This is a genomic window from Streptomyces sp. NPDC050564 (assembly GCF_044457265.1).
Taxonomy (GTDB): Bacteria; Actinomycetota; Actinomycetes; order Streptomycetales; family Streptomycetaceae; genus Streptomyces.
On sequence record NZ_JBITGS010000003.1, the window covers coordinates 46,718 to 70,866 of the forward strand.

21 protein-coding genes are annotated in these 24,149 nt (G+C 70.0%); 9 read left to right on the forward strand and 12 right to left on the reverse strand.

The features are described 5' to 3' along the window. Nucleotides 1-230: 230 nt before the first annotated feature. Nucleotides 231-425, forward strand: a complete 195-nt coding sequence (locus ACIBK0_RS06060; RefSeq protein WP_399076138.1) for a hypothetical protein — start codon at nt 231-233, stop codon at nt 423-425. A gap of 36 nt (nt 426-461) precedes the next feature. After that, nucleotides 462-2,063 carry an ATP-binding protein gene (locus tag ACIBK0_RS06065; RefSeq protein ID WP_399076140.1) on the forward strand — a complete coding sequence of 534 codons (1,602 nt, stop codon included), beginning with the start codon at nt 462-464 and terminating at the stop codon, nt 2,061-2,063. 161 nt (nt 2,064-2,224) lie between these two features. On the opposite strand, the gene ACIBK0_RS06070 is transcribed toward ACIBK0_RS06065, so the two are convergent. Next, nucleotides 2,225-3,724: a PLP-dependent aminotransferase family protein gene (locus ACIBK0_RS06070; protein WP_399076142.1), complete on the reverse strand. Its 1,500-nt coding sequence runs from the start codon at nt 3,722-3,724 to the stop codon at nt 2,225-2,227. Between the two features lie 64 nt (nt 3,725-3,788). Between ACIBK0_RS06070 and ACIBK0_RS06075 the strand changes: the two genes are divergently transcribed. The 4 genes from ACIBK0_RS06075 (at nt 3,789) to ACIBK0_RS06090 (ending at nt 7,273) form a co-directional block, all read left to right on the forward strand. Then, nucleotides 3,789-4,487, forward strand: a complete 699-nt coding sequence (locus ACIBK0_RS06075; RefSeq protein WP_399076144.1) for a YitT family protein — start codon at nt 3,789-3,791, stop codon at nt 4,485-4,487. Next, nucleotides 4,484-5,251: a glycerophosphodiester phosphodiesterase gene (locus tag ACIBK0_RS06080; protein WP_399076146.1), complete on the forward strand. Its 768-nt coding sequence runs from the start codon at nt 4,484-4,486 to the stop codon at nt 5,249-5,251. The genes ACIBK0_RS06075 and ACIBK0_RS06080 overlap by 4 nt, the downstream gene beginning before the upstream one ends. A 42-nt stretch (nt 5,252-5,293) precedes the next feature. Next, nucleotides 5,294-6,643 carry an MFS transporter gene (locus ACIBK0_RS06085; protein ID WP_399076148.1) on the forward strand — a complete coding sequence of 450 codons (1,350 nt, stop codon included), beginning with the start codon at nt 5,294-5,296 and terminating at the stop codon, nt 6,641-6,643. A 255-nt stretch (nt 6,644-6,898) separates the two neighbouring features. Further along, nucleotides 6,899-7,273: an RNA polymerase-binding protein RbpA gene (locus tag ACIBK0_RS06090; protein WP_003977404.1), complete on the forward strand. Its 375-nt coding sequence runs from the start codon at nt 6,899-6,901 to the stop codon at nt 7,271-7,273. 337 nt (nt 7,274-7,610) lie between these two features. Here ACIBK0_RS06090 and fxsA read toward each other — a convergent pair whose 3' ends face one another. The 4 genes from fxsA to ACIBK0_RS06110 all read right to left on the reverse strand — a co-directional run bounded on the left by fxsA (nt 7,611) and on the right by ACIBK0_RS06110 (nt 11,947). Then, nucleotides 7,611-8,189: an FxsA family membrane protein gene (gene fxsA / locus ACIBK0_RS06095; RefSeq protein ID WP_399076151.1), complete on the reverse strand. Its 579-nt coding sequence runs from the start codon at nt 8,187-8,189 to the stop codon at nt 7,611-7,613. Between the two features lie 207 nt (nt 8,190-8,396). Continuing rightward, a complete protein-coding gene (locus ACIBK0_RS06100; protein ID WP_399076153.1) occupies nt 8,397-9,188 on the reverse strand; it encodes a polyprenol monophosphomannose synthase in 792 nt (263 codons plus the stop codon). Nucleotides 9,189-9,729: 541 nt separating this feature from the next. Beyond that, nucleotides 9,730-11,346: an amidohydrolase gene (locus ACIBK0_RS06105; RefSeq protein WP_399076155.1), complete on the reverse strand. Its 1,617-nt coding sequence runs from the start codon at nt 11,344-11,346 to the stop codon at nt 9,730-9,732. Nucleotides 11,347-11,506: 160 nt separating this feature from the next. Continuing rightward, complete coding sequence (locus ACIBK0_RS06110) at nt 11,507-11,947, reverse strand: Lrp/AsnC family transcriptional regulator (RefSeq protein ID WP_399076157.1); 441 nt, start codon at nt 11,945-11,947, stop codon at nt 11,507-11,509. A 267-nt stretch (nt 11,948-12,214) separates the two neighbouring features. Between ACIBK0_RS06110 and ACIBK0_RS06115 the strand changes: the two genes are divergently transcribed. Next, nucleotides 12,215-12,652: a hypothetical protein gene (locus tag ACIBK0_RS06115; protein WP_399076159.1), complete on the forward strand. Its 438-nt coding sequence runs from the start codon at nt 12,215-12,217 to the stop codon at nt 12,650-12,652. A 13-nt stretch (nt 12,653-12,665) separates the two neighbouring features. On the opposite strand, the gene ACIBK0_RS06120 is transcribed toward ACIBK0_RS06115, so the two are convergent. The 3 genes from ACIBK0_RS06120 to ACIBK0_RS06130 all read right to left on the reverse strand — a co-directional run bounded on the left by ACIBK0_RS06120 (nt 12,666) and on the right by ACIBK0_RS06130 (nt 16,637). Further along, nucleotides 12,666-13,778, reverse strand: coding sequence for a phosphotransferase family protein (locus ACIBK0_RS06120; protein WP_399076161.1), 1,113 nt, complete (start codon nt 13,776-13,778; stop codon nt 12,666-12,668). A gap of 49 nt (nt 13,779-13,827) precedes the next feature. After that, a complete protein-coding gene (locus ACIBK0_RS06125; protein ID WP_399076163.1) occupies nt 13,828-14,940 on the reverse strand; it encodes a hypothetical protein in 1,113 nt (370 codons plus the stop codon). A 524-nt stretch (nt 14,941-15,464) separates the two neighbouring features. Further along, the gene (locus ACIBK0_RS06130; RefSeq protein WP_399076165.1) at nt 15,465-16,637 is read right to left on the reverse strand and encodes an acyl-CoA dehydrogenase family protein; all 1,173 of its coding nucleotides are present in this window, start codon (nt 16,635-16,637) and stop codon (nt 15,465-15,467) included. Between the two features lie 309 nt (nt 16,638-16,946). Here ACIBK0_RS06130 and ACIBK0_RS06135 point away from each other — a divergent pair, with 309 nt between their 5' ends. Beyond that, a complete protein-coding gene (locus ACIBK0_RS06135) occupies nt 16,947-18,191 on the forward strand; it encodes a glycoside hydrolase family 18 protein (protein WP_399076167.1) in 1,245 nt (414 codons plus the stop codon). 53 nt (nt 18,192-18,244) lie between these two features. Here ACIBK0_RS06135 and ACIBK0_RS06140 read toward each other — a convergent pair whose 3' ends face one another. After that, a complete protein-coding gene (locus ACIBK0_RS06140; protein WP_399076169.1) occupies nt 18,245-18,904 on the reverse strand; it encodes a TetR/AcrR family transcriptional regulator in 660 nt (219 codons plus the stop codon). A 135-nt stretch (nt 18,905-19,039) separates the two neighbouring features. Next, complete coding sequence (locus tag ACIBK0_RS06145; protein ID WP_189188089.1) at nt 19,040-19,186, reverse strand: SCO1431 family membrane protein; 147 nt, start codon at nt 19,184-19,186, stop codon at nt 19,040-19,042. A gap of 226 nt (nt 19,187-19,412) precedes the next feature. On the opposite strand from ACIBK0_RS06145, the gene ACIBK0_RS06150 reads away from it, so the two are divergent. Continuing rightward, entirely contained in the window at nt 19,413-20,909 is a 1,497-nt protein-coding gene (locus ACIBK0_RS06150) for a M1 family metallopeptidase (RefSeq protein ID WP_399076172.1), read from the forward strand. Between the two features lie 40 nt (nt 20,910-20,949). Here ACIBK0_RS06150 and ACIBK0_RS06155 read toward each other — a convergent pair whose 3' ends face one another. Both ACIBK0_RS06155 and ACIBK0_RS06160 read right to left on the reverse strand, forming a co-directional pair. Next, nucleotides 20,950-22,302: a peptidase C39 family protein gene (locus tag ACIBK0_RS06155; RefSeq protein ID WP_399076174.1), complete on the reverse strand. Its 1,353-nt coding sequence runs from the start codon at nt 22,300-22,302 to the stop codon at nt 20,950-20,952. Between the two features lie 235 nt (nt 22,303-22,537). Continuing rightward, a complete protein-coding gene (locus ACIBK0_RS06160) occupies nt 22,538-24,079 on the reverse strand; it encodes an amino acid permease (RefSeq protein ID WP_399076176.1) in 1,542 nt (513 codons plus the stop codon). Nucleotides 24,080-24,149 lie beyond the last annotated feature (70 nt).

Genomic DNA, 24,149 nt, shown 5'->3' on the forward strand with positions numbered 1-24,149 from the left:
GGGTGAATCGCCAGCGTACTGGGTCCGAGAGCACATGACCGGCACCGTCACCGGCAAAGATCACAGCAGGCGCCGTCGGGCGCAACAGACCTGCTTGGGCGGCCCAAACGACTCCGCCACCCTGGTGAAATCCGGCGAAATTCACCCAGTTGCACCTTTTATCGTATGGATACATCCTGTGATCCTGGAAGAACTCATGGTGACTGTCCCCACGACCCAGGAGAACTCAAATGATTCTGTCCATGTCAGGCGTCGTCCTGCTCGGCATCATCGTCTTCCTCTTCTTCCGCAAGGACGGACTCAAGGGCTCGCACGCCTCCGTCTCCGTACTCTTCGGCTTCTACCTCGCGAGCACGGCGATCGCTCCGAGCATCAAGGCCGGCGGAGAAAGCCTGGCGAGCCTCCTTGGCGGGATCAAGTTCTGACGCCCTCCCCCACACACGCACCATCAGGAGACAGCAGTGGCTCGGCGCCCTCTCCCCCGCATTCTGAGCAACGGCAGCGCGCAGATCGCCCGAAGCCGGGAGCTGGCCCGGACGGCAGCCGACGGCGCCACCGACGTTCTCCACCCGCTGATCACGGTCACCCGTGGACTGCGCCGACTGGCAGGGGCCGGGCGGCGCAAGTGGGCCGCCACTCCCAAGGACCGGCGCGGGCCGCTGCTGTTCCTGGTGGCCTCGGTCATCCTGGTTGTGGCGCTGGTGCCGTACGGACCGCTGCTCGCCGTCATCAGCCTGATGGCGGCGGCAGCTTGGACCGGCCGCGACCGCACCTCGTCGAAGCCCACAGGCCCCGATGAGGCGCAGACCGGGCGGCTCAAGTCGCTGTACGAGGCCTTGGTCCCGTACTTCTCGGCGGCCGAGGATCCCGATCCCCTCTACGCCCACGGCGGCGACTGGGAGAAGGCCTTCTCCTCGTACGACTTCGACGACGACGGACGCGTGTCCCGACTCCTCATCCGCTACCCCGCCTACTTCACGGACGGCGAAGCGGAGTCCCGCGCCCGCATCGAGCACCTCCTGCACGCCAAGTCGGGGCGTGGCCGCGAGTACCACTTCGACTGGGACGAGGAGGGCAACGAACTCACCGTCAGCGTCCTCCCGCCCCTGCCCACCGACATCTCCGCCCAGCGCTTCGTCACCACCCCGGGCGAGACCGTCCTCGGCTTCACCGACCCGGCCGACGTCCAGCGCACACTCCCTCTCACCTACGGTGAGGAGCAGCGCGACGTTCCCCCGGTCGTCTGGCGCACGGGGATCCGCTCCACGGAGCCGCACCTGCTGGTGGTCGGCGAGCCCGGCAGCGGCACGACGACCCTCCTCCGCTCCATCGCCCTGCAGGCCCTTCAGTTCGGCGATGTCGTCGTCATCGAGGGGGGCGGCACCGGCGAGTACGCCTGTATGACCGGGCGGCAGGGTGTGCTGGCCGTCGAGTGCGGTCTGGCGGGGGCGCTCGCCAGTCTGGAATGGGCCGCGCATGAGACGGAGCGGCGGCTGATCGCCGCCAACCGTGCCCGTCAGGCGGGTCATCCCCCACCGGACGACATCAAGAACCCTCTGTGGATCCTCCTGGACCGGCCCAGCGCGCTCGGCCACCTGGCCGCCGCCGACGGGCGCAAGGATCCGTTGGCCCTCCTTCAGGTCCCCTTCCGGCACGGGCGCGCGGCGGGCGTCACGGTGGTCGTCGCCGAGCACTTCGACGGTCTGGAGTTTCTCAGCGACGCGATTCGCCAGCACACCCGCGCGCGCGTGGTGCTCGGTCCTGCCTCCTCCGCCCAGCTGGAGTCGATCCTGGGCGCGCCGCCGCACACGACCCCCACCCGGGACGTGCCGCCCGGCCGCGGGTACGCCCGCCTCGGCACCGGTGCCGTTCTGCGCCTCCAGGTCCCGGCCACGCCGGACCCGTACGACGACGCGACGAGCGAGTCCCATCGGCGGGCGGTTCTCGATCTCCTTCCGGAGCCGACGACTCCCGCCGCTGCGGAGCCGGTGCCGGCGGATGCGGAGCCGCTGCGCGCGGAGGCGGAGCCCGTTCCCGCGGAGGCGGCGGTGGCGGAGGGCTGAGGTCCGCAGCTGGATATGCCTTTCGCCCTCTCCGCCCCCTGCCCTTCCCGTCCTTGGGGCTCCGCCCCGACGCCCGCTCCTCAAGCGCGTCATCGCGACACGGGGGGTCTGAGGGCGGCCCCCAGGTAAGGGACGGGGTAGGGGCGGAGGGGGCGAAACCCCTACGCCACGAACGTCCGCGGCGTCTCGTTCCCCCCGTTCGCCCCCGTCTCCACCAACCGCGCCGCCGCGGCCAACCGCACCGCCGCCTCCTCGGCCACCGCGCCCCCCACGGTGAACGGCAACCGCACATACCCCTCGAAGGCCCCGTCCACGCCGAACCGAGGACCGGACGGCACCCGCACCCCCACCCGCTCCCCCACCTCGGCGAGCCGTGACCCCGACAGTCCCCCGGTCCGCACCCACAGCGTGAGCCCGCCCTTCGGTACCGAGAAATCCCATTCAGGCAACTCCCGCCGCACGGCGGCGACGAGGGCGTCCCGGTTCTCCCGGGCCTGGCCCCGGCGAATGTCCACGGCCTGCTCCCAGCCCCCGGTGCTGAGCAGCCAGTTCACGGCCAGCTGCTCCAGCACGGGGGTGCCGAGGTCGGCGTACGCGCGCGCGGCGACGAGACTGCGGATCACATCGGGCGCGGCCCGCACCCAGCCGATCCGCATGCCGGCCCAGAAGGCCTTGCTGGCGGAGCCGACGGTGATCACGGTCGAGCCGGCCGGGTCGAAGCCGCACACGGGGCGCGGCATGTCCAACCCCTCGTCCAGGTGCAGCTCACTCATGGTCTCGTCGACGACGAGCACGCTGCCCGCGGAACGCGCGGCGTCCACGAGTCCGCGCCGCTGGTGCTCGTCGGCAAGGGCTCCCGTGGGGTTGTGGAAGTCGGCCACCACGTACGCGAGACGGGGTGCCGCGTCCCGCAGGACCTGGCGCCAGCGGTCCATGTCCCATCCGGCGAGGCCCTCGGCCATGGCGACGGGCACCAGCCGGGCCCCGGCCTCGCGCATCAGCTGAAGGATGTTGGCGTAGGAGGGCGACTCGACGGCGATGCGCTCGCCGCGCCCGGCGAAGAGGTGGCAGATCGCGTCCATCGCGCCCATCGCCCCGGTGGTCACCATGATCTGCTCGGGCATGGTCGCAATGCCGCGGGCGGTGTACCGCTCGGCGATCATCGAGCGCAGCGCGGGCAACCCGGCGGGATAGTCGCCGTGCGTGTGCGCGTACGGCGGCAGCTCCTCCAGGGCGCCCTGCACGGCGCGGGTGAGCCATGGCTCGGGTGCGGGCAGCGCCGCGCAGCCGAGGTCGATCATGGATCCGAGTGCCTCGGGTGGCAGGGGTTCCAGGCCACGCGCGGGCAGCGGGTTCCCGGCCGGCACGGCGGTCCAGCTGCCCGCGCCGCGGCGGGACTCCAGGAACCCCTCGGCCCGCAGCGCCTCGTAGGCCGCGGCGACCGTCGTACGGCTGACCGACAGGGACAGCGCGAGCTCCCGCTCGGCGGGCAGCCGCGTGGCGACCGGCACCCGGCCCTCGAGCACCAGCAGCCGGATGCCGTCGGCGAGCGCGCGATAGGCGGGCGGACGACGGGTGCCCGGCCCGGCGGGGCGCTCCTGCTGGGAGTTGAGGAGCCGGGCCAGCTGTGCGGCACCCACCGCCGAAGTCCACTGCGCCATGATTCCCAGTCCACCTTCCCCGAATTGGCCATGGATGACGTTTCTTCTCAAGCCACAGAGTGTCATGCGTCAGGCCACTACCACCACTGGGGGGACTTTCATGTCCACACGCTCGCAGTCCAGGCGGCTCCCCCGCCGCCTCGTCCAGCTGTACGTCGGCCTGGCTCTGTACGGCGCGAGTTCGGCCCTGCTCGTGGAGTCGGGCCTCGGGCTGGAGCCCTGGAACGTGTTGCACCAGGGCCTCGCCGAGCTGACCGGCCTCACGATCGGCGTGGTGTCGATCATCGTGGGCGCGGCGGTGCTGCTCCTGTGGATCCCGCTGCGCCAGCGCCCCGGCCTCGGCACGGTCTCGAACGTCTTCGTGGTCGGCATCGCCATGGACGGCACGCTCGCCGTGTTGCCCGACGCGCACACCTTGCCCGTACGGATCGCGCTGCTCGTGGCGGGCATCGTGCTGAACGGGGTGGCGACGGGCCTGTACATCTCGGCCGGCTTCGGTCCCGGCCCGCGCGACGGCCTGATGACCGGTCTGCACAAGCGCACGGGCCACTCCATCCGTCTGGTCCGCACCGTCCTCGAAGTGACCGTCGTCGCGACGGGCTTCGCGCTCGGCGGCACGGTCGGCATCGGCACGGTGCTGTACGCCGTCGCCATCGGCCCCCTCGCCCAGCTCTTCCTGCGCGTGTTCGCCGTCCGCCGGGCACCGGGCGGCAGCACCGTCGTTGCCGCCGGTCAACCGGAGCGCGCGATACTGCCCGGGTGAGCACCCGCATACGCCATCCGTACCTCGACCACCCCGGCCCGATCGCCTTCGCACACCGGGGCGGGGCGGCGGACGGTCTGGAGAACACCCTGACCCAGTTCCGGCGCGCGGTGGCAGCGGGCTACCGCTACATCGAGACGGACGTGCACGCGACTGCGGACGGCAGGCTCGTCGCCTTCCACGACGCGACTCTCGACCGGGTGACGGACGGGGCGGGCCGGATAGCGGACCTCCCCTGGGAAGACGTGCGCCACGCGCGCGTGGCGGGCAAGGAACCGGTCCCCCTCTTCGAAGAACTGCTCGACACCCTCCCGGAGGTGCGCTGGAACGTCGACATCAAGGCCGAACCCGCCCTCCAGCCGCTGCTCGACCTGATCGACCGCACCGATGCCTGGGACCGCGTCTGCGTCGGCTCCTTCTCCGAGGCGCGCGTCGCCCGCGCCCAGCACCTGGCCGGGCCGCGCCTGGCGACGTCGTACGGCACCCGCGGTGTGCTCAATCTGCGCCTGCGCGCCTGGGGCATACCGGCCGCGGTGCGCCGCTCGGCGATCGCCGCCCAGGTCCCCGAGTCCCAGTCCGGTGTGCTGGTGGTCGACCGCCGCTTCGTACGGACCGCTCATGCGCGCGGGCTGCAGGTGCACGTGTGGACCGTGAACGAACCGGAACGTATGCACCGGCTCCTGGACCTGGGAGTCGATGGCATCATGACCGATCACATCGACACACTGCGCAAGGTCCTGGAAGATCGGGGCACCTGGTTCTGAGCCTCCTCGCGCGGTCCGTTCACGGGGAAGCGAGGGGCACGGGTGGGCACTGACACCGTGCGGGCACAGCCGGCCGACGAGGCCGCCGAGCGGCGGCGCGAGCAACACGGCTGGTACTTCTACGACTGGGCGTGCTCCGTCTACTCGACGAGCGTGCTGACCGTCTTCCTGGGCCCCTATCTGACGTCTGTCGCCAAGCACGCGGCGGACGCGGATGGTTTCGTGCACCCCCTGGGCATCCCGGTTCGCGCCGGATCCTTCTTCGCGTACGCGGTCTCCGCCTCCGTCATCCTGTCGATCTTCGTGATGCCGATGGCGGGCGCGGCCGCCGACCGCACGGGCCGCAAGAAGCCACTGCTCGCGGCCGCCGCCTACCTGGGCGCCGCGGCCACCACGGGCATGTTCTTCCTCGACGGCGACCGCTATCTGCTGGGCGGCCTGCTGCTGATCGTCGCCAATGCCTCGGTCGCGGTGTCGATGGTCCTCTACAACTCCTATCTGCCCCAGATCGCCCCGCCCGAGGAGCGCGACGCCGTCTCGTCCCGGGGCTGGGCCTTCGGCTACGCGGCGGGCTCGCTGGTGCTGGTCGCGAACCTGATCCTGTTCACGGCCCATGGCAGCTTCGGTGTCTCCGAGTCGACGGCCGTCCGCATCTGTCTCGCCTCGGCCGGCATCTGGTGGGGCGCCTTCACCCTCGTCCCCCTCAAGCGGCTGCGCGATCGCCCTGCGGCCGCTGCCGGGACGGCGTCCGTGCACGGATGGCGGCAGCTGGCGGCCACGGTCCGGGACATGCGCGGCAAGCCGCTCACGCTCGCCTTCCTGCTCGCGTACCTCGTCTACAACGACGGCATCCAGACGGTCATCTCGCAGGCTTCCGTCTACGGATCGGAGGAGCTGGGTCTCAGCCAGTCGACCCTGATCGTCGCCGTGCTGCTGGTCCAGGTGCTCGCGGTCGGGGGCGCCCTCGGGATGGGACGGCTGGCGCAGACGTACGGCGCGAAACGGACGATCCTCGGCTCGCTCGTCGCCTGGACCGTGACGCTCGGCGCCGGGTATTTCCTGCCCGCCGGCGCGCCCGTCTGGTTCTTCGTCCTGGCCGCCGGCATCGGCCTCGTCCTGGGCGGCAGCCAGGCACTGTCGCGCTCTTTGTTCTCGCATCTCGTGCCGAGTGGCAAGGAGGCCGAGTACTTCTCGGCGTACGAAATGAGCGACCGCGGCATGAGCTGGCTGGGTCCGCTTCTTTTCGGGTTGACCTACCAGCTGACGGGAAGTTATCGGGACGCGATCATCTCGCTCGTGGCCTTCTTCGTCATCGGATTCGTGCTGCTCGCGCGGGTTCCGGTGCGCCAGGCGGTGCGCGACGCGGGCAATCCCGTACCGGACAGGATTTAGCACCCGAGGCCAAAGGCCGGTAGTGTACGCGTTTGGCCTGCCAGGCGTACCGTTACTGCGCGTCAAAGATACTGAAACGCTGGGTGACATCTGCTGCCAGATGTGACAAACCGGGCGCCGGTGGGTACAACAAGGGGCGGCTACGACGGCGACGCATGACCCGGAACGGGAATCTTTACCGCCGACCGGACGTTGACCGGATGACGACGACAGCGACACCTGTCCTGTGGGCGACAAGCCCGGGAGGCACGATTCATGAGTGAGCGAGCTCTTCGCGGCACACGCCTCGTAGTGACCAGCTATGAGACGGACCGCGGCATCGACTTGGCCCCGCGCCAGGCCGTGGAGTACGCATGCGAGAAGGGGCACCGTTTTGAGATGCCCTTCTCGGTGGAGGCCGAAATTCCGCCGGAGTGGGAGTGCAAGGTCTGCGGGGCCCAGGCACTTCTCGTGGACGGCGACGGCCCTGAGGAGAAGAAGGCGAAGCCCGCGCGCACGCACTGGGACATGCTGATGGAGCGACGCACTCGCGAGGAGCTCGAAGAGGTCCTGGAGGAGCGCCTGGCCGTTCTCCGCTCCGGTGCGATGAACATCGCGGTACACCCGCGAGACAGCCGCAAGTCCGCGTAGTCCCTCCGGGGGCTGGGCGGCATACAACGCACGCACGTGACCGCGGGCGCCGTACACCTTGTGTACCGGTGCTCGCGGTTTCGCGCGTTCCGTGCGGCGTCCGCGTTGAGCCCGGCGTCATGGCATGGCCCGTCTCCGGGGGCTTCACCCCCGGAGACGGGCTGAGAAGAAGCAGGGTCGGGCTGAGGACTAGTGCCGCGTCAGAAGTTCGTCGGTAGATTCGCGCCTTGCCCGGCCGGCTTGGTCGGCCGCCCATCCAACCCCGGCCTGCGAGTATTCGGCCAAGTCGGCGACACTGGGGCGCCAAGAACTAACGACGAATTAATGGCGTAGGACACTAGCGGTTCAGCGGCGGGTGCGTGCCGGGCTCCGAAGCCGGGCCCCGCAGGTCCTCGTCCCTGATGACCTCGCCCTGGACGACCTTGCCGTCGGGGCGGTGGATGCGGGCCTGCTGGAAGGCGTCGCCGAAGGTGCCGGGGGCGGCCTCGCGCATCTTGCGGTCGAGGGTGCGCTCCGCGTAGCGGCTGAGGACCTTCTGGACCGGCGGGATCAGCAGGAGCAGGCCCACGGCGTCCGAGATGAGGCCGGGGATCATCAGAAGGAGACCGCCGAGCATCATCAGGCCGTTGCCGTCGCCGCGCCCGGTCGTGGGGGCGGTGCCGCTCTGCTGCTGTTGCAGCGTCTCGCTGAGGTTGCGGAAGGCCCGGCGTCCGGCCCGCTTGATGACCACACCACCGAGGACGAACCCGGCGACCAGCAGCAGGAAGACCGTGAAGCCGCTCGCCGCGCCCGCGACCACGGTCAGCAGCCAGATCTCCAGCACCAGCCACGCGGCGATGCCGAGCGGCAGGAAGGTGCGCAGCCGCGAGCGCCGCGGGCGGGCGGGGTACGTGGGAGTCGGAGCGCCAGTCGTCATGCTCCCAGTGTGCCTGGGCGCGCCTCAGTACGGGATAAGCGGATGATCAACACCTGCTGTGGGAACGCCGACGGCAGCTGTGGATCGAGACCGGGCGTCACAAGGACTCGCCGCTGGTAGGACGCCAGGACCGCCTGAGGCCCGCGCGACATGCGGGACAGCCTGCGGCCCGCGCGACGTGCAGAACAGCCTGCGGCCAACGCGACGTCAGGACCGCTTGCGCCCCGTGATCCGCGCGACCCGCTCCCCCACGCCCCACGTGGTGACCCGCCACAGAGCCTCCACGAGGATGTCGCGGCTCATCTTGGAGTCGCCGAGTTCCCGCTCGACGAAGGTGATGGGGACCTCGACGACATGGAAGCCGGCCTTGACGGCGCGGCGGGCCAGGTCGACCTGGAAGCAGTACCCCTGGGAGGCGACCTCGCCGAGGCCGAGTCCTTCGAGGGTCTCGCGGCGGAAGGCCCGGTAGCCGCCGGTGACGTCCCGGATCGGCACGTCGAGCAGGACGCGGGAGTACAGGCTGCCGCCACGGGAGATGAACTCGCGGGACTTGGGCCAGTTCACGACCCGCCCGCCCGGCACCCAGCGCGAGCCGAGCACGAGGTCGGCGCCCTTGAGTGCGGTCAGCAGGCGGGGCAGCTCCTCGGGCTGGTGCGAGCCGTCGGCGTCCATTTCGACGAGTACGCCGTAGCCGTGCTCCATGCCCCAGCGGAAGCCCGCGAGGTAGGCGGCGCCCAGGCCTTCCTTGCCCTTGCGGTGCAGCACCTGGACGTGATCGTCCTCGGCGGCCAGCTCGTCGGCCAGCTTGCCCGTGCCGTCGGGGCTGTTGTCGTCGGCCACCAGGACGTGCGCCTCGGGCACGGCGGCGCGCACCCGGCCGACGATCTTCTTGATGTTCTCCGCCTCGTTGTAGGTCGGAATGATCACCAAGGCCGTGCCGAGCGGGCCGAACTGCCTCCCCTGGGCTCCTGCCGCGAGGGTCCCGTCGCCGTCGTTCACTGCTGCCCCTTCGTGTCCATACGCAGGGGTCCACCATAGTGCGCTCAACCTGCGCTGTTGCGTCGCCGTGTTAGTACGGAGGTGTCGATTCGACAAGAGCCGGGTAAGACGGGGCACCCGGTGGCGAAATCGAGTGCTGCGGATCGGGGCCCGGCGCCCTTCGGGCCGACCAGGGACCCGCTGGCTGCGGATCGACCGAAAGCCGTTGTCTACTGAACGTCCGGGCCCCACCCGGGTCACACCTGCCGACTTGTCGGAAACGTTCCCTCGCCTCGTTGCACGGGCGCTGGGCCTGGCTCCCAGTGGTGGTGCGCCGGTGCGGCACACCACCCCTGACCCAGCGGCACTTCGAGGCCGCGCGGAAAATTCCCCGGTCGGACGTCCGGTGGTGGACCCGGCCGAACCTACCGGCCACCTGAGGCCAGCTGTCAACAGTCGCTTGAGCTGCTGTTTTCCCCCCAATGACCTGGTCAGTGCGGAGGATACGCAGGTCGCGCGACGCGGCGGCGGGCGATGAAGGGGACGGCGCCACCCCAGGACATCACTCGTTGGGCCGTACGAACACCGTCCGTCCGCCGACCACCGTGCGCAGACAGACGGGCAGGTCATTCCCCGGGGTCAGATCCGGCAGCCCGGGTGTGCCGGAGCGGGGATCGGTGGACCAGCGCGCGACCCGGTCGTCGGGGGCCTGCACGACGAGCTCAGCGGTGCGCCACACGGCGTAGTCGGCGGGCGCGCCGGGCACCAGGACACCCGCGTCGTCCCGTCCGATCGCCCGCCAGCCACCACGCGTATGCGCCGTGAACGCGGCGCGTACGGACACCCGGTGCTCGGGCGTGCGATGGAAGGCGGCGGCACGGACCGTGCCCCACGGGTCGAGGGGCGTGACCGGGCTGTCGGAGCCGAAGGCGAGCGGCACGCCGGTACGCAGCAAGGCCGCGAACGGGTTGAGCGTGCGGGCCCGCTCGGCGCCCAGGCGCTGGGAGTACATGCCGCCCTCGCCGCCCCACAGCGCGTCGAAGGCGGGCTGCACGGAGGCGGTGAGACCGAGCTCCGCGAATCCGGCGATCGTTTCCGGGGTGAGCATCTCGGCGTGCTCGACGCGGTGCCGAGCGGCTCGGACGCGGGCGAGGCCGACCTTCTCGGCGGCGGCGCGCACACCCTCGACCACGGACGTCACCGCGGCGTCCCCGATGGCGTGGAAGCCCGCCTGGAGGCCCGCCTCGGTGCAGGCCACCACGTGCGCGGCGACTGCCGCGGTGTCGAGGTAGGACGTGCCGGTGTGCTCGGCATCGGCGTACGGCTGGTGCAGGCAGGCGGTGTGCGAACCGAGGGAGCCGTCGACGAAGAGGTCGCCCGCGGCGCCGATCGCGCCGAGGGCCCGGGCCTTGTCGACGTCCTGCTCAGCCCAGTAGCCGACCACGCGGGGGCCCGGCTCCTCGGCGGCGAGCCGCAGCAGCCCGGTGAAGTCGTCCTCGGCGGAGATCTCGGGACCGGCGCACTCGTGCAGGGAGCCGATGCCGAGCGAGGCGGCGTGGGCAAGCGCGGCACGCTGGGCCCTGGTGCGCTGCTCACCGCTGACGGCGCCCAGGGCCGCGGCACGGACCGCGTGGTGGGCGTCGCGGGTCAGCGGTCCGTCGGGCGCGTATCCGGCGCGTGCGGTGACCCCGGGGACCAGGTCGAGGAGCGCGGTGGTGACCACGGCGGAGTGCACGTCGATACGGGAGAGGTAGAGCGGGCGCCCGCCGGTCGCCTCGTCGAGCTCGGCGCGCGTCGGAGGGCGGCCGCCGGACCAGCGAGCCGCGTCCCAGCCGTGGCCGAGCAGGACCGGGTCGGTGGGGCGGGCGGCGGCGAAGTCGCGCACGCGGGCGAGGGCCGCGTCCAAGGAGGTGGTGTCCGACAGGTCGAGGCCGGTGAGCGCGAGCCCGGTGGAGGTGGTGTGCACATGTGCGTCGGTGAACGCCGGGGCGACCAGGGCGCCCTCGAGGTCCACAACCTCATCGACCCCGTCCGCGAAGGCGTCGGCCGCGCCTTCGGAGCCGACCCAGGCGACCTGCCCGCGCTCGACGACCATCGCTGTCGCGAAGGGGTCGGCGGGGCTGTGGACTTCGCCGCGGCGGAGCAGGACCGTTTTCGATGGGGCGGTGCGTTCACTCATAACGGACAGTTTCCCGCCCGAGCCCTCCGGTGCCGTACTCGGGGCACGTTTGCGGGCTGCCCGGCGCTGCCGGCCGTACCCACGCCGCCCCACGCTCTGCTTCGCTCGCGCGTCGGGCGCCCCCGTCGCCTCGCGGAACCATTGCCCACGGCAGCCGCGGTCAGATGCGGGGCGGCCGTGCCTCGTACGGCGTGGACAGCACCACCGTCGTGCGGGTCGACACGCCCGCGAGCGAGCGCAGCCGGGCGAGAAGCTCCTCCAGTTCGTGCGGGGTCGAGACGCGCACCTTGAGGATGTAGTTCTCATCGCCCGCGACGCTGTGGCAGGCCTCGATCTCGGGGACGCCGCCGAGGCGTTCCGCGATGTCGTCCGGGGCGCTCGGGTCGAACGGCTTCACCGAGATGAAGGCGGTCAGCGGCAGCCCCACGGACTCGGGGTCCACGACAGCGGCATAGCCGCGGATGACGCCGCGCTGCTCCAGCCGGCGCACCCGCTGGTGCACGGCGGACGTGGACAGGCCCGTGGCCTTGCCCAGGTCGGTGTAACTCATCCGCCCGTCTGCGACGAGCAGCTGCACAATTTGTCGGTCCAGCTCCTCCATGGCGCAAGAACCTACAGGGCCCTTGATCTCCCCGGATACCTCACCGGCGCAGGTCATACCCGGTTTGTGATGTGGCAGGGAGCCTCCTGTGAGCCGTCCGGGGGACAAATCCACCACGCCGGGCACCTGCGGGCGGCATGTGACGAACGCCACAGTGCCACAACCAGGTCCGTGATGTTCTCGTGATTACCGCAAAGACCGGACGGGAAGTGCTTGCTGTGGTCGAGGCCGCAGTGCCTTGTCGGCCCACCCGAGGGGGAGAAACCCATGCAGAGTCTTAAGCGCCCTGGTCGTGCCGCGTCCAAGCGGCAGCAGCCCGTTCTCGAACCCGCGCCGGAGGGCGTCGAACCGGACGCCCTGGACGGCGAGGAGTTCGACGCGTACGACACCTTCGAGATGTACCGGGTCATCTGCCCGGACTGCGCGCAGCCCATCGCGCTGCTGGCGGACGAGGAGGTCCTGCCGGAGCACGCGCTGTGCGCCTCGCCGTGGAACCCGTTCGGGCTCACGGTCTGCTCCGGTACGGGCCGCACGGCGGCCGACGCTCGGCCCGCGGACGAGTCCGCGGAACTCCAGGAGCAGGACACGGCGCTCCTGTTGACGCTCCCTCAGGGCCTCGACTGGCGGACGCAGCCGTTCTCGCACGTCGGCGGCCCGGGTTCGCGCCCGATGCGGGTCCCCGAGATGCGGAGCCAGGCCGCCTGACCGGCCCGCGCCCTCACCGACCGACGCCCGGTCCCTCCCAGTAGCTGCCCTGCATCATGGCCCGCAGGCTGCCGTGGTGCAGGATCAGTGTGTCCGGGTCCGGCGGTACGGCGACCTCGCCGAAGTGCGCCTGGCGATAGGCGACTCGAAGCATCACGATCGCGTGCCGCAGTGCGGCGTACAGCGTGTAGAAATCCATGTCGCGCGGTACGTGGCCGGTGAGTTCGGCATAGCGCCGCTCCACGCGGTCGCGGCGCAGGAAGTCGGGCAGTCCGCTCTGGCCGAAGCTCACCGTCAGGTCCTGGAAGAAGCGGTGCAGATAGACGGTCCAGCCTAGGTCGACCTCGCGCGGGGCCTGCGCCGCCATCTCCCAGTCGAGCACCGCCACGGGTTCGAATCCGTCGTAAATGACGTTCCCGATGCGCGCGTCGCCCCAGTTGAGCACCGCTTCGCCCTCGTCGCGCGGCCACAGGTGGTCGAGCCGGTCGAAGGCGCTCTCGATGAGAGGCGAGCGCGACAGCCCGTCAACCACCCATTCGTAGTAGGCGCGTTGGGAGGCGACGTGACGGCGCAGCGGGCTGCCGTCGCCGGGCAGCGCCAGGAAGTCGGCTTCTCGTAGCGGAACTTGGTCGTGCAGTCGTGCGAGGAGCCCGGTGGAGGCCCCCTCCAGCCGCTCACGCTCCTCGTCGCTCGCCGCGTGCAGCCAATTCCCCTCGTACGTATAGGGCATGACGTCCGGGGGCACTCGCCCCTCGATCCGTTCCATGACGAAGAACGGCGCCCCGAGGGGCCCGGGGTCCTCCTCCAGCCACAGCACGCGCGGCATCGGCAGATCGGTGCGCTCGGCGACGAGGCGCATCGTGCGGTACTGCCGCGGCATGTCGTAGACGGGGAAGACGGTGTACGCCGCCGGGTCGGCCGCGAGTCTCAACGCACAGGCGCGCAGAGGTGGTTCGGGGTGCTCGATGTCGAAGAGCAGGGTCTCGCTCGACATGCCGTTGGACGCGGGGACGGTGACGTTCTCCGCCTTGGCGCCGGGCAGCCGCGTGGAGAGCCAAGCCGTCAGCCGCTGTGCGAGCTCCTGCGGGTCACGTGTGGTCGTACGGGGGCGCGGTGCCGTGGCCATGCCACCACTCCAATCAAGGCGTGAACGGGATCCAAGACCCCACGGGCACTCAGGGTGCGACCGAGTCGAAACCGGTGAAGCCGCTCGGGTCGTGGCGGCCGAACGAGCCGTGCTCGAAGATCCCGTAGCCGACCTGCCCGTCCAGCGTGAAGCGGGCGGCATGGTCGATCACCCCGTACGCGGCAAGGGGGTGCGCGGCCGGGTCCGAGAGGTCATAGACGCGCCGGTCGGTCCAGCCGCGGCCGCGCCAGGTGCCGTGCTGCCAGTCGTCGGCCGGCGGATAGCCCGCCCCGACCGCGAGCGGCGACGAGGCCAGCACCTCCACGCCCAGTTCCAGGGGCTTGCGGTCCACCGGATCCATGAGGTGGATGACGGCGGAGGAGGGGTGGCGGGTGCCGGGGCGATAAGTGATGTCGGCCTGGGGCCGGCCGAGCTGGAGGTCGCGCGCCCCAGGGCGTACGAGTGTCGCGTCGTTGAGCGACCGGTAGCCGTCGGCGTCCTCCTGGGTGATGACCATCAGGAAGCGGTCGTCGAACCGGACCGGGCACCAGAGCCAGTGGAAGCCCTCGGTCGGATTGTCCTCCGCGAGCCGGCCGCCCTCCTCCCCCGGGATCGGGCGCACACCCCAGCTGCGGTCGCGGGTGCCGGTCCACTCGCCCGCCGAGACCGGTATCTCGTCGCCGTCGACGCGGATGATCCCCTCGACGCCGCCCGCCTGCACGAAGCGGCGCCCCTCCAGGGTGAGCCGGCCGCCGCGGCGCTGGATGTGGTGCGGTTCCCAGAGCGCCGGAAAGCCGGCGGACCAGGTGAGGTCGTACGACAGGGTGTCGTCGTCCGACCGGAGGCGCAGGCGGCGCAGCGGCTCCTCCACGGTGATCCGCAGCGGTCCTACGGTGAGGTTCATCCGGTCGTCGCCGAGCGCGTCCGACGCCCGCACCGCGTGCAGGCGGTCGCCGCGGCGCAGGGTGGCGTACGCGTCGATCACTCCGACGTTCGGATAAACGCCGAGGCCCAGGATCAGCAGCGCCCGGCCCTGGTGGTCCAGAACGTGGAAGATGCAGCGGTCGTATGCGTTCCGGTCGCCGGTCGCGACATGCTTCATGGACAGGGGCACCTGGTGCACGGGGTACTCGTCGAGTGCAACGGGGCGGTCGTCGGGCACGGCAAGCCTCCCTGGACGCACGGCAGTTGACGCCGCTCGGAGGGGTACGGCCCCGAACAGCGAAGTTGACGGTACGTCAGATAATCGTCCGGGGCCAGATATCGCACCGTGCGACGCAGCCCCCGTACGGGCCCGTCGCGAACTCACTCTCGAATCCACGGGCGGGTGACCTGCTCACCCGCCGGCGCGTTGCCCTGGTATGACCCCCACATATTCTGCGACCGTGCGTCGGCGCCGGATCATCGTCCCCGCTCCGGCAGAATCGGTTCGGCAGGGGCCGGCCCCTGCCCAGGATCCCCCCATCTACCGCGCCCTGATGCGCACCTGGGCCGATCGCGGACGCATGCTGCCGGGGCGCCACGACCCGGAGTGGGTCCGGCTGGCGGCACCCTCGCCGATCTACGGGTACGGGGAGTTCATCATCGGCCGAGGCCCACGGGGTGAGGGGCAGTTCGACACGAGCCGCGACCCCCGCGGCGACGGGCCACTCGGCGCGGGTCCCGACCCACGCAGCGCCGGGCCGCTCAGCGCGAGTCGGGACCCGCGAGGTGACGGGCGATGACCATCCGCTGGATCTGATTGGTGCCCTCGACGATCTGGAGGACCTTGGCCTCGCGCATATACCGCTCGACCGGGAAGTCGGCGGTGTACCCGTAGCCACCGAGTACCTGGACGGCGTCCGTGGTGACCTTCATCGCCGTGTCCGTGCACAGCAGCTTGGCCATGGCCGCCTGCTTGGAGAACGGCCGGCCCGCGTCGCGCAGCCGTGCCGCGGCCAGATAGAGCGCCCGGCCCGCCTCGATCTGCGTCGCCATGTCGGCGAGCATGAAGCGCAGCCCCTGGAAGTCCGAGATCGGCCGCCCGAACTGCTGTCGGCCGGTGGCGTACGACACGGCCTCGTCGAGGGCCGCCTGGGCGACACCGATGGCGCAGGCCGCGATGCCCAGCCGCCCGGAGTCGAGCGCCGACAGGGCGATGGCGAAGCCCTGCCCTTCGTCGCCGATGCGCCGGTCGTCGCTGACCCGCACCCCGTCGAAGTGGACCTGGGCGGTGGGCGAGCCCTTCATGCCCATCTTCTTCTCGGGCGGCGCCGCACTCAGCCCCTCGGCGTCACCGGGCACCAAGAAGGCCGTGATGCCGCGGGGACCGTCGCCTCCGCTGCGCGCGAGCACGGTGTAGAAGTCGGCGATGCCGCCGTGCGTGATCCAGGCCTTGGTGCCCGTGATCACCCAGTCGTCACCGTCACGTACGGCCTTGGTCCGCAGCGAGGCGGCGTCCGAACCGGAGGACGGCTCGGAGAGGCAGTACGCGCCGAGGAGGCCGCCGCCGAGCATCGCGGGCAGGTGTTCGACCTGCTGTTCCTTGGTGCCGTAGTTCGCCAGGGCGTGACAGGCGAGGGAGTGCACGCTGACGCCGAGACCGACGGTGAGACGGGCCGCGGCGAGCTCTTCGAGGGCCTGGAGATAGACCTCGTACGGCTGATCCCCGCCGCCGTACTCGCTGCCGTAGGGCAGTCCGAGCAGACCCGACTCGGACAACAGGCTGAAGACCTCGCGCGGGAAGTGCCCGGCGTCCTCCTCCTCGGCCGCCTTCGGGGCGATCTCGCGCTGCGCGATGTCGCGGACGAGCGAGATCAGATCCCGGGCCTCGTCCGTGGGCAGTTGACGGTCCACCGGCTGCGGGGCGCGGTCGGGCATGGCGACGCTCTCCTCCCTGTCGGGCACATCGGCGGACGCACGCCTGGGTGGGGCGGCTCCGCCGGGGTCTCACGGGCCTCAGCCGATGCTCCCCTTCCGGGTTACGGAAGCTGCTGATCAGCGGTTGTGGCGCTGTGAGTATGCCCGATCGGAGGCATCGCGTCACCAGTTAACGACCGCTTACTAAAAGAAAGGGAAATTGGTCCGAACCATTGACGCACTGGTCTAGTCCTCCTACTCTTCCCCCACGCCTTACCGCGTTCATGCCAAACGGCGCGCGTTCCCCTCTCCCCCACGAGGAGACACCCGATGCTCAGTACGCACCGCCCCCGCGCCCGCTTGCGGGCACTCCTGTCCTCGGCCTGTTGCGCCGTCCTCGGCGCGGGGCTGCTGGCCGGCGCCGGCACGGCGACCGCCACCCCGAAGACCGGCACCCCGCAGGCCGCCGCGGCCGGTTCCAAGGTCGTCGGTTACTTCACCGAATGGGGCGTCTACGACCGGAACTACCACGTCAAGAACATCGAGACCTCCGGCTCGGCCGCCAAGCTGACCCACATCAACTACGCGTTCGGCAACGTCACCGGCGGCAAGTGCGCCATGGGCGACTCCTACGCGGCGACCGACAAGGCGTACACGGCCGACCAGTCCGTGGACGGCGTCGCCGACACCTGGGACCAGCCGCTGCGCGGCAACTTCAACCAGCTGCGCAAGCTGAAGAAGAAGCATCCGAACCTCAAGGTGCTGTGGTCCTTCGGCGGTTGGACCTGGTCGAGCGGCTTCGGCGAGGCCGCCAGGAACCCGGCCGCATTCGCCCAGTCCTGCTACGACCTGGTCGAGAACTCCAAGTGGGCGGACGTCTTCGACGGCATCGACATCGACTGGGAGTACCCGAACGCCTGCGGCAACACCTGCGACACCAGCGGCAAGGCCGCGTTCAAGAACCTGATGTCCGCGCTGCGGGCGAAGTTCGGCAGCGGCAACCTGGTCACCGCGGCGATCACGGCCGACGCCACCGCCGGTGGCAAGATCGACGCGTCGGACTACGCGGGAGCCGCACAGTATGTCGACTGGTACAACCCGATGACGTACGACTTCTTCGGCGCCTGGGACGCGACCGGACCGACGGCCCCGCACTCGCCGCTGAACTCGTACACCGGTATCCCGAAGGCGGGTTACTACACCTCCGCGACGATCGCGAAGCTCAAGGGCCTCGGCATCCCGGCCTCCAAGCTGCTGCTCGGCATCGGCTTCTACGGACGCGGCTGGACCGGTGTGACACAGGCGGCGCCGGGTGGCACGGCGACCGGTCCGGCGACGGGAACGTATGAGCAGGGCATCGACGACTACAAGGTGCTCAAGACGAAGTGCCCGGCGACCGGCACGGTCGGCGGCACCGCATACGCCAAGTGCGGGAACAACTGGTGGAGTTACGACACTCCGTCGACCGTCGCGGGCAAGATGAGCTACAAGAACACGCAGGGCCTGGGCGGCACCTTCTTCTGGGAGCTGAGCGGTGACACTTCCAACGGCGAACTGATCAAGTCGATCAACTAGCCATTTCCGCACGGGCTTTGGGGCGGGGGTCGGTGACGATCCCCGCCCCTCGCTCATGCGTCGCGGCGTGCGTCCGGCGGGGCCAGGTAGGAGGGGTCGAGCTCCTCGACGGCACGCATGGCGCCGCCCAGCATCTTCACGAGCAGCTCGCGCATGGTGTCGCGCGGCAGTATCGGGTGGCCGATCCAGTCCAGAGTGGCGCCCTCGACGCTGTAGAGCCAGCCGAGCAACGCCATGCGGGGCAGCGGCGCGATCTTGCGCCTGCCGTACGCGCCTTCGGCGATGGTCTCGACGATGACTTCGCGCACGCCCTCACGTATGGCCTGCACTTCGGTGTCGAAACCGACTCCGCCGGTGATGATCGTGCGGTACGCGGCCTGGTTATGCTCGGCGTAGCGCAGATAGCCGTCGATAGTGCGGTGAACTCGCTCCACCGGGGGCAGTTCGAGGCCGCCGGCCGCCCGGGAGACCAGGTCCGCGACCGAGTCCTCGACGATGGCGAGGTAGTAGCCGCGCTTGGACTTGAAGTAGTAGTAGATGAGCCCCTTGGCGACATGTGCCTGCCGTGCGATGTCGTCCATCGACAGCGCGTCGTACGACGTGTCGGCGAACAACTTCCGTCCGATGGCGATGAGTTCGGCGCGGCGTGCCAGTGAGCGGTCGGTGCCGCGCGCCCGTGGACGGTCGGCGCCGCGCTGTTGACTATTATTCAATTCCGGACCTGGTCTCCAACTGCCGGCGGGACACCGGCAGTATGGCAGACCTGTGCCACCTGCTTGTTCGACTCCGATCGACTGCCTCGATCGCGAGGGCGTCGCCTTCCGGAGGGCCGCCTCGCGGGGCTCAGCTCACAGCAGGCCGAGCTGCGTGACGAGCATGGCCAGGACCACGACGAAGGTCCAGCCCGCGACATGTTCGAGGATCTTGGGGCCGTCGTCCTTGGGGCCGCCGGTGCGGGCACGAAGACGGGTGGCGGTGGCGGAGGTCGCGGTCATGGCATCTCGCTGACGTAGTGGTGCGGTGTGGTCCCCCCGCCTCACATCGGCTCCCCACCGACTCGACCACCTTGCCACCGAAGCGGGTTCCCGCGGTAGAGACCTTGGTCACGCCACGAGGGCCGATCATTTCGACGTGCTTCGAATGCCGCGGGATTTCCACAACGATGCGAGGGAGCTGTGCGTCTCCTCACACGACAGCGGTCAGTCAACCGAAAGGTCCCTGATGAGCACGTTCCGGACGCCTCGCCGCAGAGCTCGCCCGGCCCTGGTGGCGGCGATCACCGTGGCAGCCGCCTTAACGGGTCCGGTCTCGCAAGCCGCTTCCTCCCCGTCCCCGCATGCCGCGGCCGGCGCCCCCTCCCCGGGAGCGGCAGGCCTCGGCGACCCGATCTTCCCGCTCGACGGCAACGGCGGATACAAGGTCGACCGCTATCTCCTCGACTTCGACTGGCAGGCGCCGAAGACGCCTTTCGAGGCCGCCACGACGATCAGCGCGACCGCCACCCAGGCGCTGTCCCGCTTCGACCTGGACTTCGCCGGGAACACCCTGCACACGGTGACCGTCAACGGGAAACCGGCCACCGCCGAGCGCGACGGCGACGAGCTGGTGATCACCCCCGCGAAGCCCCTCGCCCAGGGCAAGGCCTTCACCGTCAAGGTCACCTACACCGCCGACCCGACCCGGATACGCCACCGCGACGACGCCATCGAGGACTACGGCTGGATCCCCACGCCGGACGGCACGGTGCTGTATCCGCAGCCCAACGGCGCCAAGATGATCTTCCCGTCGAACGACCACCCGAGCCAGCGGGCGCCGATCACCTTCCGCATCACCACGCCGCCGGGCCTCAAGGCCGTCGCCAACGGCGAGCTCACCGACCGCACCGAGCAGGCCGACGGGCGCGTGAAGTGGACGTACGACTCACAACAGCCGCTGGCGACGCAGCTCGCACAGCTGGCGATCGGCAAGTTCACCTTCGTCGACGGCACGGGCCCGCACGGGCTGCCGATCCGCGACGTGGTCCCGGACGACCTGGTCGCATCGACCGAGCAGTACCGCAAGCTCACAGCCGACCACATCGCCTGGCTGGAGGAGCGGCTCGGCCCGTACCCCTTCAACCGGTACGGCCTCCTCGTCGGCGACACCGACCTGGGCGTGGCCCTGGAGACGCAGACGCTCTCCCTGATCCCCAAGGCCGACCTGCTCGGCGACCAGGTCAGCGCCGAGCGGAACCTGGTCCACGAGCTGACCCATCAGTGGACCGGTGACAGCGTCGGCATCAAGACCTGGTCCGACCTGTGGCTGAGCGAGGGCCACGCCCGCTTCTACGAGCGGCTGTATTCGGAGGCGCACGGCGGCGTGAGCTTCGAGGACACCATGAAGACGGCGTACGCGAGCCACGACCAGTGGCGCCACGACTACGGCGCCCCGGCCGAGCCGACCGAGCCGAACCTCTTCAAGCGCATGCGGTACGACGGCTCGGCGCTCGTGCTGTACGCGCTGCGCGAGAAGGTCGGCCAGGAGACGTTCGGCAAGATCGAGCGCGCCTGGGTCACCAAGTACCGCGGAAAGACCGCCGGCACGCAGGACTACATCGACCTGGCGTCGAAGGTCTCCGGCCAGGACCTCGACAGCTTCCTGCACCCGTGGCTGTACGGCGCGAAGACCCCGCCGATGCCGAACCACCCCGACTGGGTGGTCGATCCGGTCCAGAGCTGAGCGGACGGGCGGCCCCCGCACGGGGAGGGGCCGCCTTCCTTCAGCGAACCCCTACCGCCGCCAGCGCCTTGCACTGCCGCGCCGACGGATGCGCCGGGAAGTACAGATAGCAGACGCCCCCCGTGCCGGAGACGACCTTCCCTGAGGCGTTGTACCGCTTGGTCCGCAGCCAGATGTTCTCCCACTCACGCCGCTTGTAGACGCGGCGCACCGCGTCGTCGCTCGGCGAAGCCGGGTCGTTGGCGATGACATCGCCGTCCGCGGTGAACCCGATGACGGTCATCAGGTGGCCCGAGGTGCCGTACCCCGCCCCCGTCAGCTCGGACTTGAGGAAGGACTGGGACGTTATGGCCGGGATGCCGGCGGCGATCAGCGTCTCCAGGTCGGTGAGCGAGCCGAGGCGGGTCACCACGCCCTGGAGGTCCTTGTACGTCGCCGCGTAGGCGGCGTTGAAGGGCCAGTTGCCGCAGCCCGCGTACTGGTAGTCGTATGTGAAGCGGGCCGCGTGGCACACCTGCGGGTCGCTGTAGTCCGGGTTCACCCAGGCCAGTTGCTCCGCGGTGGGCCCTCGTCCCCAGTACTCGATGATCATCTGCGAGGAGGTGGGGCTGCACCAGGCCTCGCCGCCGTTGTCGTACTCGGGGTACTGGCCCGCGTGGATCTCCTGCGAGTAGCGCGGGACGCCCAGTTCCTGGGCGAGGCCCGGCGTGGAGGCCGGGACGGTGAAGCGGTCGGGGATGTCGGAGCCCATCGCGCCGAGCCGCCACACCGTGGGCGTGATCCGGGTGCCCGGGGTGCGGTAGAGGGTCAGCCGCAGCCGGTAGGAGACGAGGCGCAGGCCCGAGGCGGCGTCGTCGATGGAGAAGGTGTCCGTCCAGATGCTGCTCTTGCCGTCGCTCTGATCGTCGACGGAGGTCCGCCTGATGTCCTGGTCGCCGGCCGCCCAGCGGCCCATCACATACCAGGGGGTGTCCGTGCCGTCGGAGTACGTGCCCGTCAGCTCGACCTGGAGCCAGGTGCCGGCCGGGGTGTCCGCGTTCCAGGAGGCGATGGCCTCGGTGGACGGGACCGCGAGCCGGTGGACCGGGGAAGTCCAGGTCGCGTACTCCCAGGTGGCAGTCTTACCGGTGTGCGGGTCCGGGTAATCAAAGGTGCCGACCGGGGCTGCGAGCACCAGGCCAGGACGGACGCCCGCCACGGCCCGCGTGCCCTGCGCGCTGCCGCTCCGCCAGTCGGTGTACGAGGTCCAGGCACGGTTGTCCACGAGCGATGAGGGTGCTTCCGCCGACCCGGCCGGGGTGGCCGCGGCCGCGGGTCCCGCGGCACCGGCGGCCGCCGCGGCGACCGCTGCGGCGAGGACGGCTCTGCGGGACGGCTCTGAAGCTCTGGTCATGGGTGGGTGACCCCCAGTTCGTCCGGAAGCGACGGTTCAGGCGCACGGCTGCAAGCGGCGAGTTCAGACTGTGGGCAGTGCATCGCCGTGGGCCAACTATGGACGCCGGGGACCGACTTCTGCCAGCACTTCGGCCCGCGCCGCACCCACCAATATTGGTCGGGACCACTGGCATGACCTGCGAGGCCTCGACCCCGGTGCGGCGGTGCCGTGTACCGGGGTCGAGGACGGGCCGTCAGATGAGGTCCATCGCCGCGACCTCGTCGGGCCGCCCGTAGCTGACCGGCCCCTGGAAGCGGCGGCGTGCCGTGGCGAACCACCACACCGTGGCGATGATCAGCACCACGGCCAGGGCGATCGACGCATAGTTGAAGGTGTCGCCGGTGACCGGCGACACCTGCGGCAGCATGAACAGCACGCTGCTGGCGAGGATCCAGATCACGGCCACCCAGCCGACCGCCTTGCTCCAGCGGCCCAGGTGCCACGGGCCGGGCTGGAACTCGTCGCCGAGCCGCAGCCGCAGGAAGATCGGCACGGCGTAGGCGAGGAAGAGCCCGACGACGTTCACGCTGACGATGGCGGTGAAGGCCGTGTGCGACCACCAGCCGGGGACGACAAGGACCAGCGAGCAGGCAACCGCGAGCCAGACGGCCTTGACGGGGGTACGGGTGCGCGGCGAGACCGAGTGCCACCAGCGGGAGCCCGGCATCGCGCCGTCCCGGGAGAAGGCGAAGATCTGCCGGGTGTTACTGGTCAGATTGGCCAGACCGCAGAAGAGCATGGCCCCGATCACGATCAACAGGATGGCCTTCGCCGTGCCCATGCCAAGCCCATCGATGAGAATCTGCACGGGAGGCGCCGAAGAGCTCGCCACTTGGTCATAGTCATGAATGCTGTACACGAGGGCGAGTATGAGGATCAGTCCGGTGATCGCCGAATAGCCGATCGCCCGCGTGATCCCCTTGGGCGCATTGACCGTGGCCCGCACCGTTTCCTCGGACATGTGGAAGCTGCCGTCGAAGCCCGTGAAGGTCCAACTGGTGACCAGCAGGCCCAGCATCCCTCCGTAAAGACCGTTCGTGAAACCGGTGTTGTTCACGAAATGCGTGACGAACGAGGCCGACTGATGGTCGTCGGGCATCACGATCAGTGTGCTCACGATCACCAGGAGCCCGATGAGCAGCCACCACACGGAGATCCGGTTGAGCAGGGCGACCAACTGCACGGTGTAGGTATTGGCCAGACCCTGGAGCACGATGATCAGCGCCGTGATCATGACCGTCTGCTGGGCGGTCGGCTCGTACGAGTGCCACTGCAGGGCGATGAAGGCCTGGATGAAGGTGGCGGCCGCGTATCCGGTGGCGGCCGTGCCGCCCACCTGGCCGACGAAATTCAGCCAGCCCGTGTACCAGGACCAGGCACCCTTGTGGCGCTTGGCCAGCTTTCCGGCGGAGAAATAGAGCGCCCCACTGGTCGGATAGGCGGAAGCCACCTCCGCCATGGCGGCGCCGATGAACAGCACCATGACGGAGACGCCGATCCAGCCGAAGACGAGAATGCGCGGACCACCGGCATTCATGCCGAATCCGAAGGACGAGAAGATTCCCGAGATGATATTGATGATGGTGAAGGATATCGCGAAATTGTCGAACGCCTGGAATCGGCGTGTGAGCTTTCGCGGATATCCCATCGCATGAAGTGTCGCGTCGTCGTCGAGCGCGGCGAAATCCTCGCCGGCGTGACCTTTCGCGCGCGGGGCCGATATCCGTTCTGACACAACTGACCTTTCTGTGGGGGTGGGCCGGAAGGCTGGGGTGGCCGGGAGGCCGGCCCGAGGGCCGGACGGT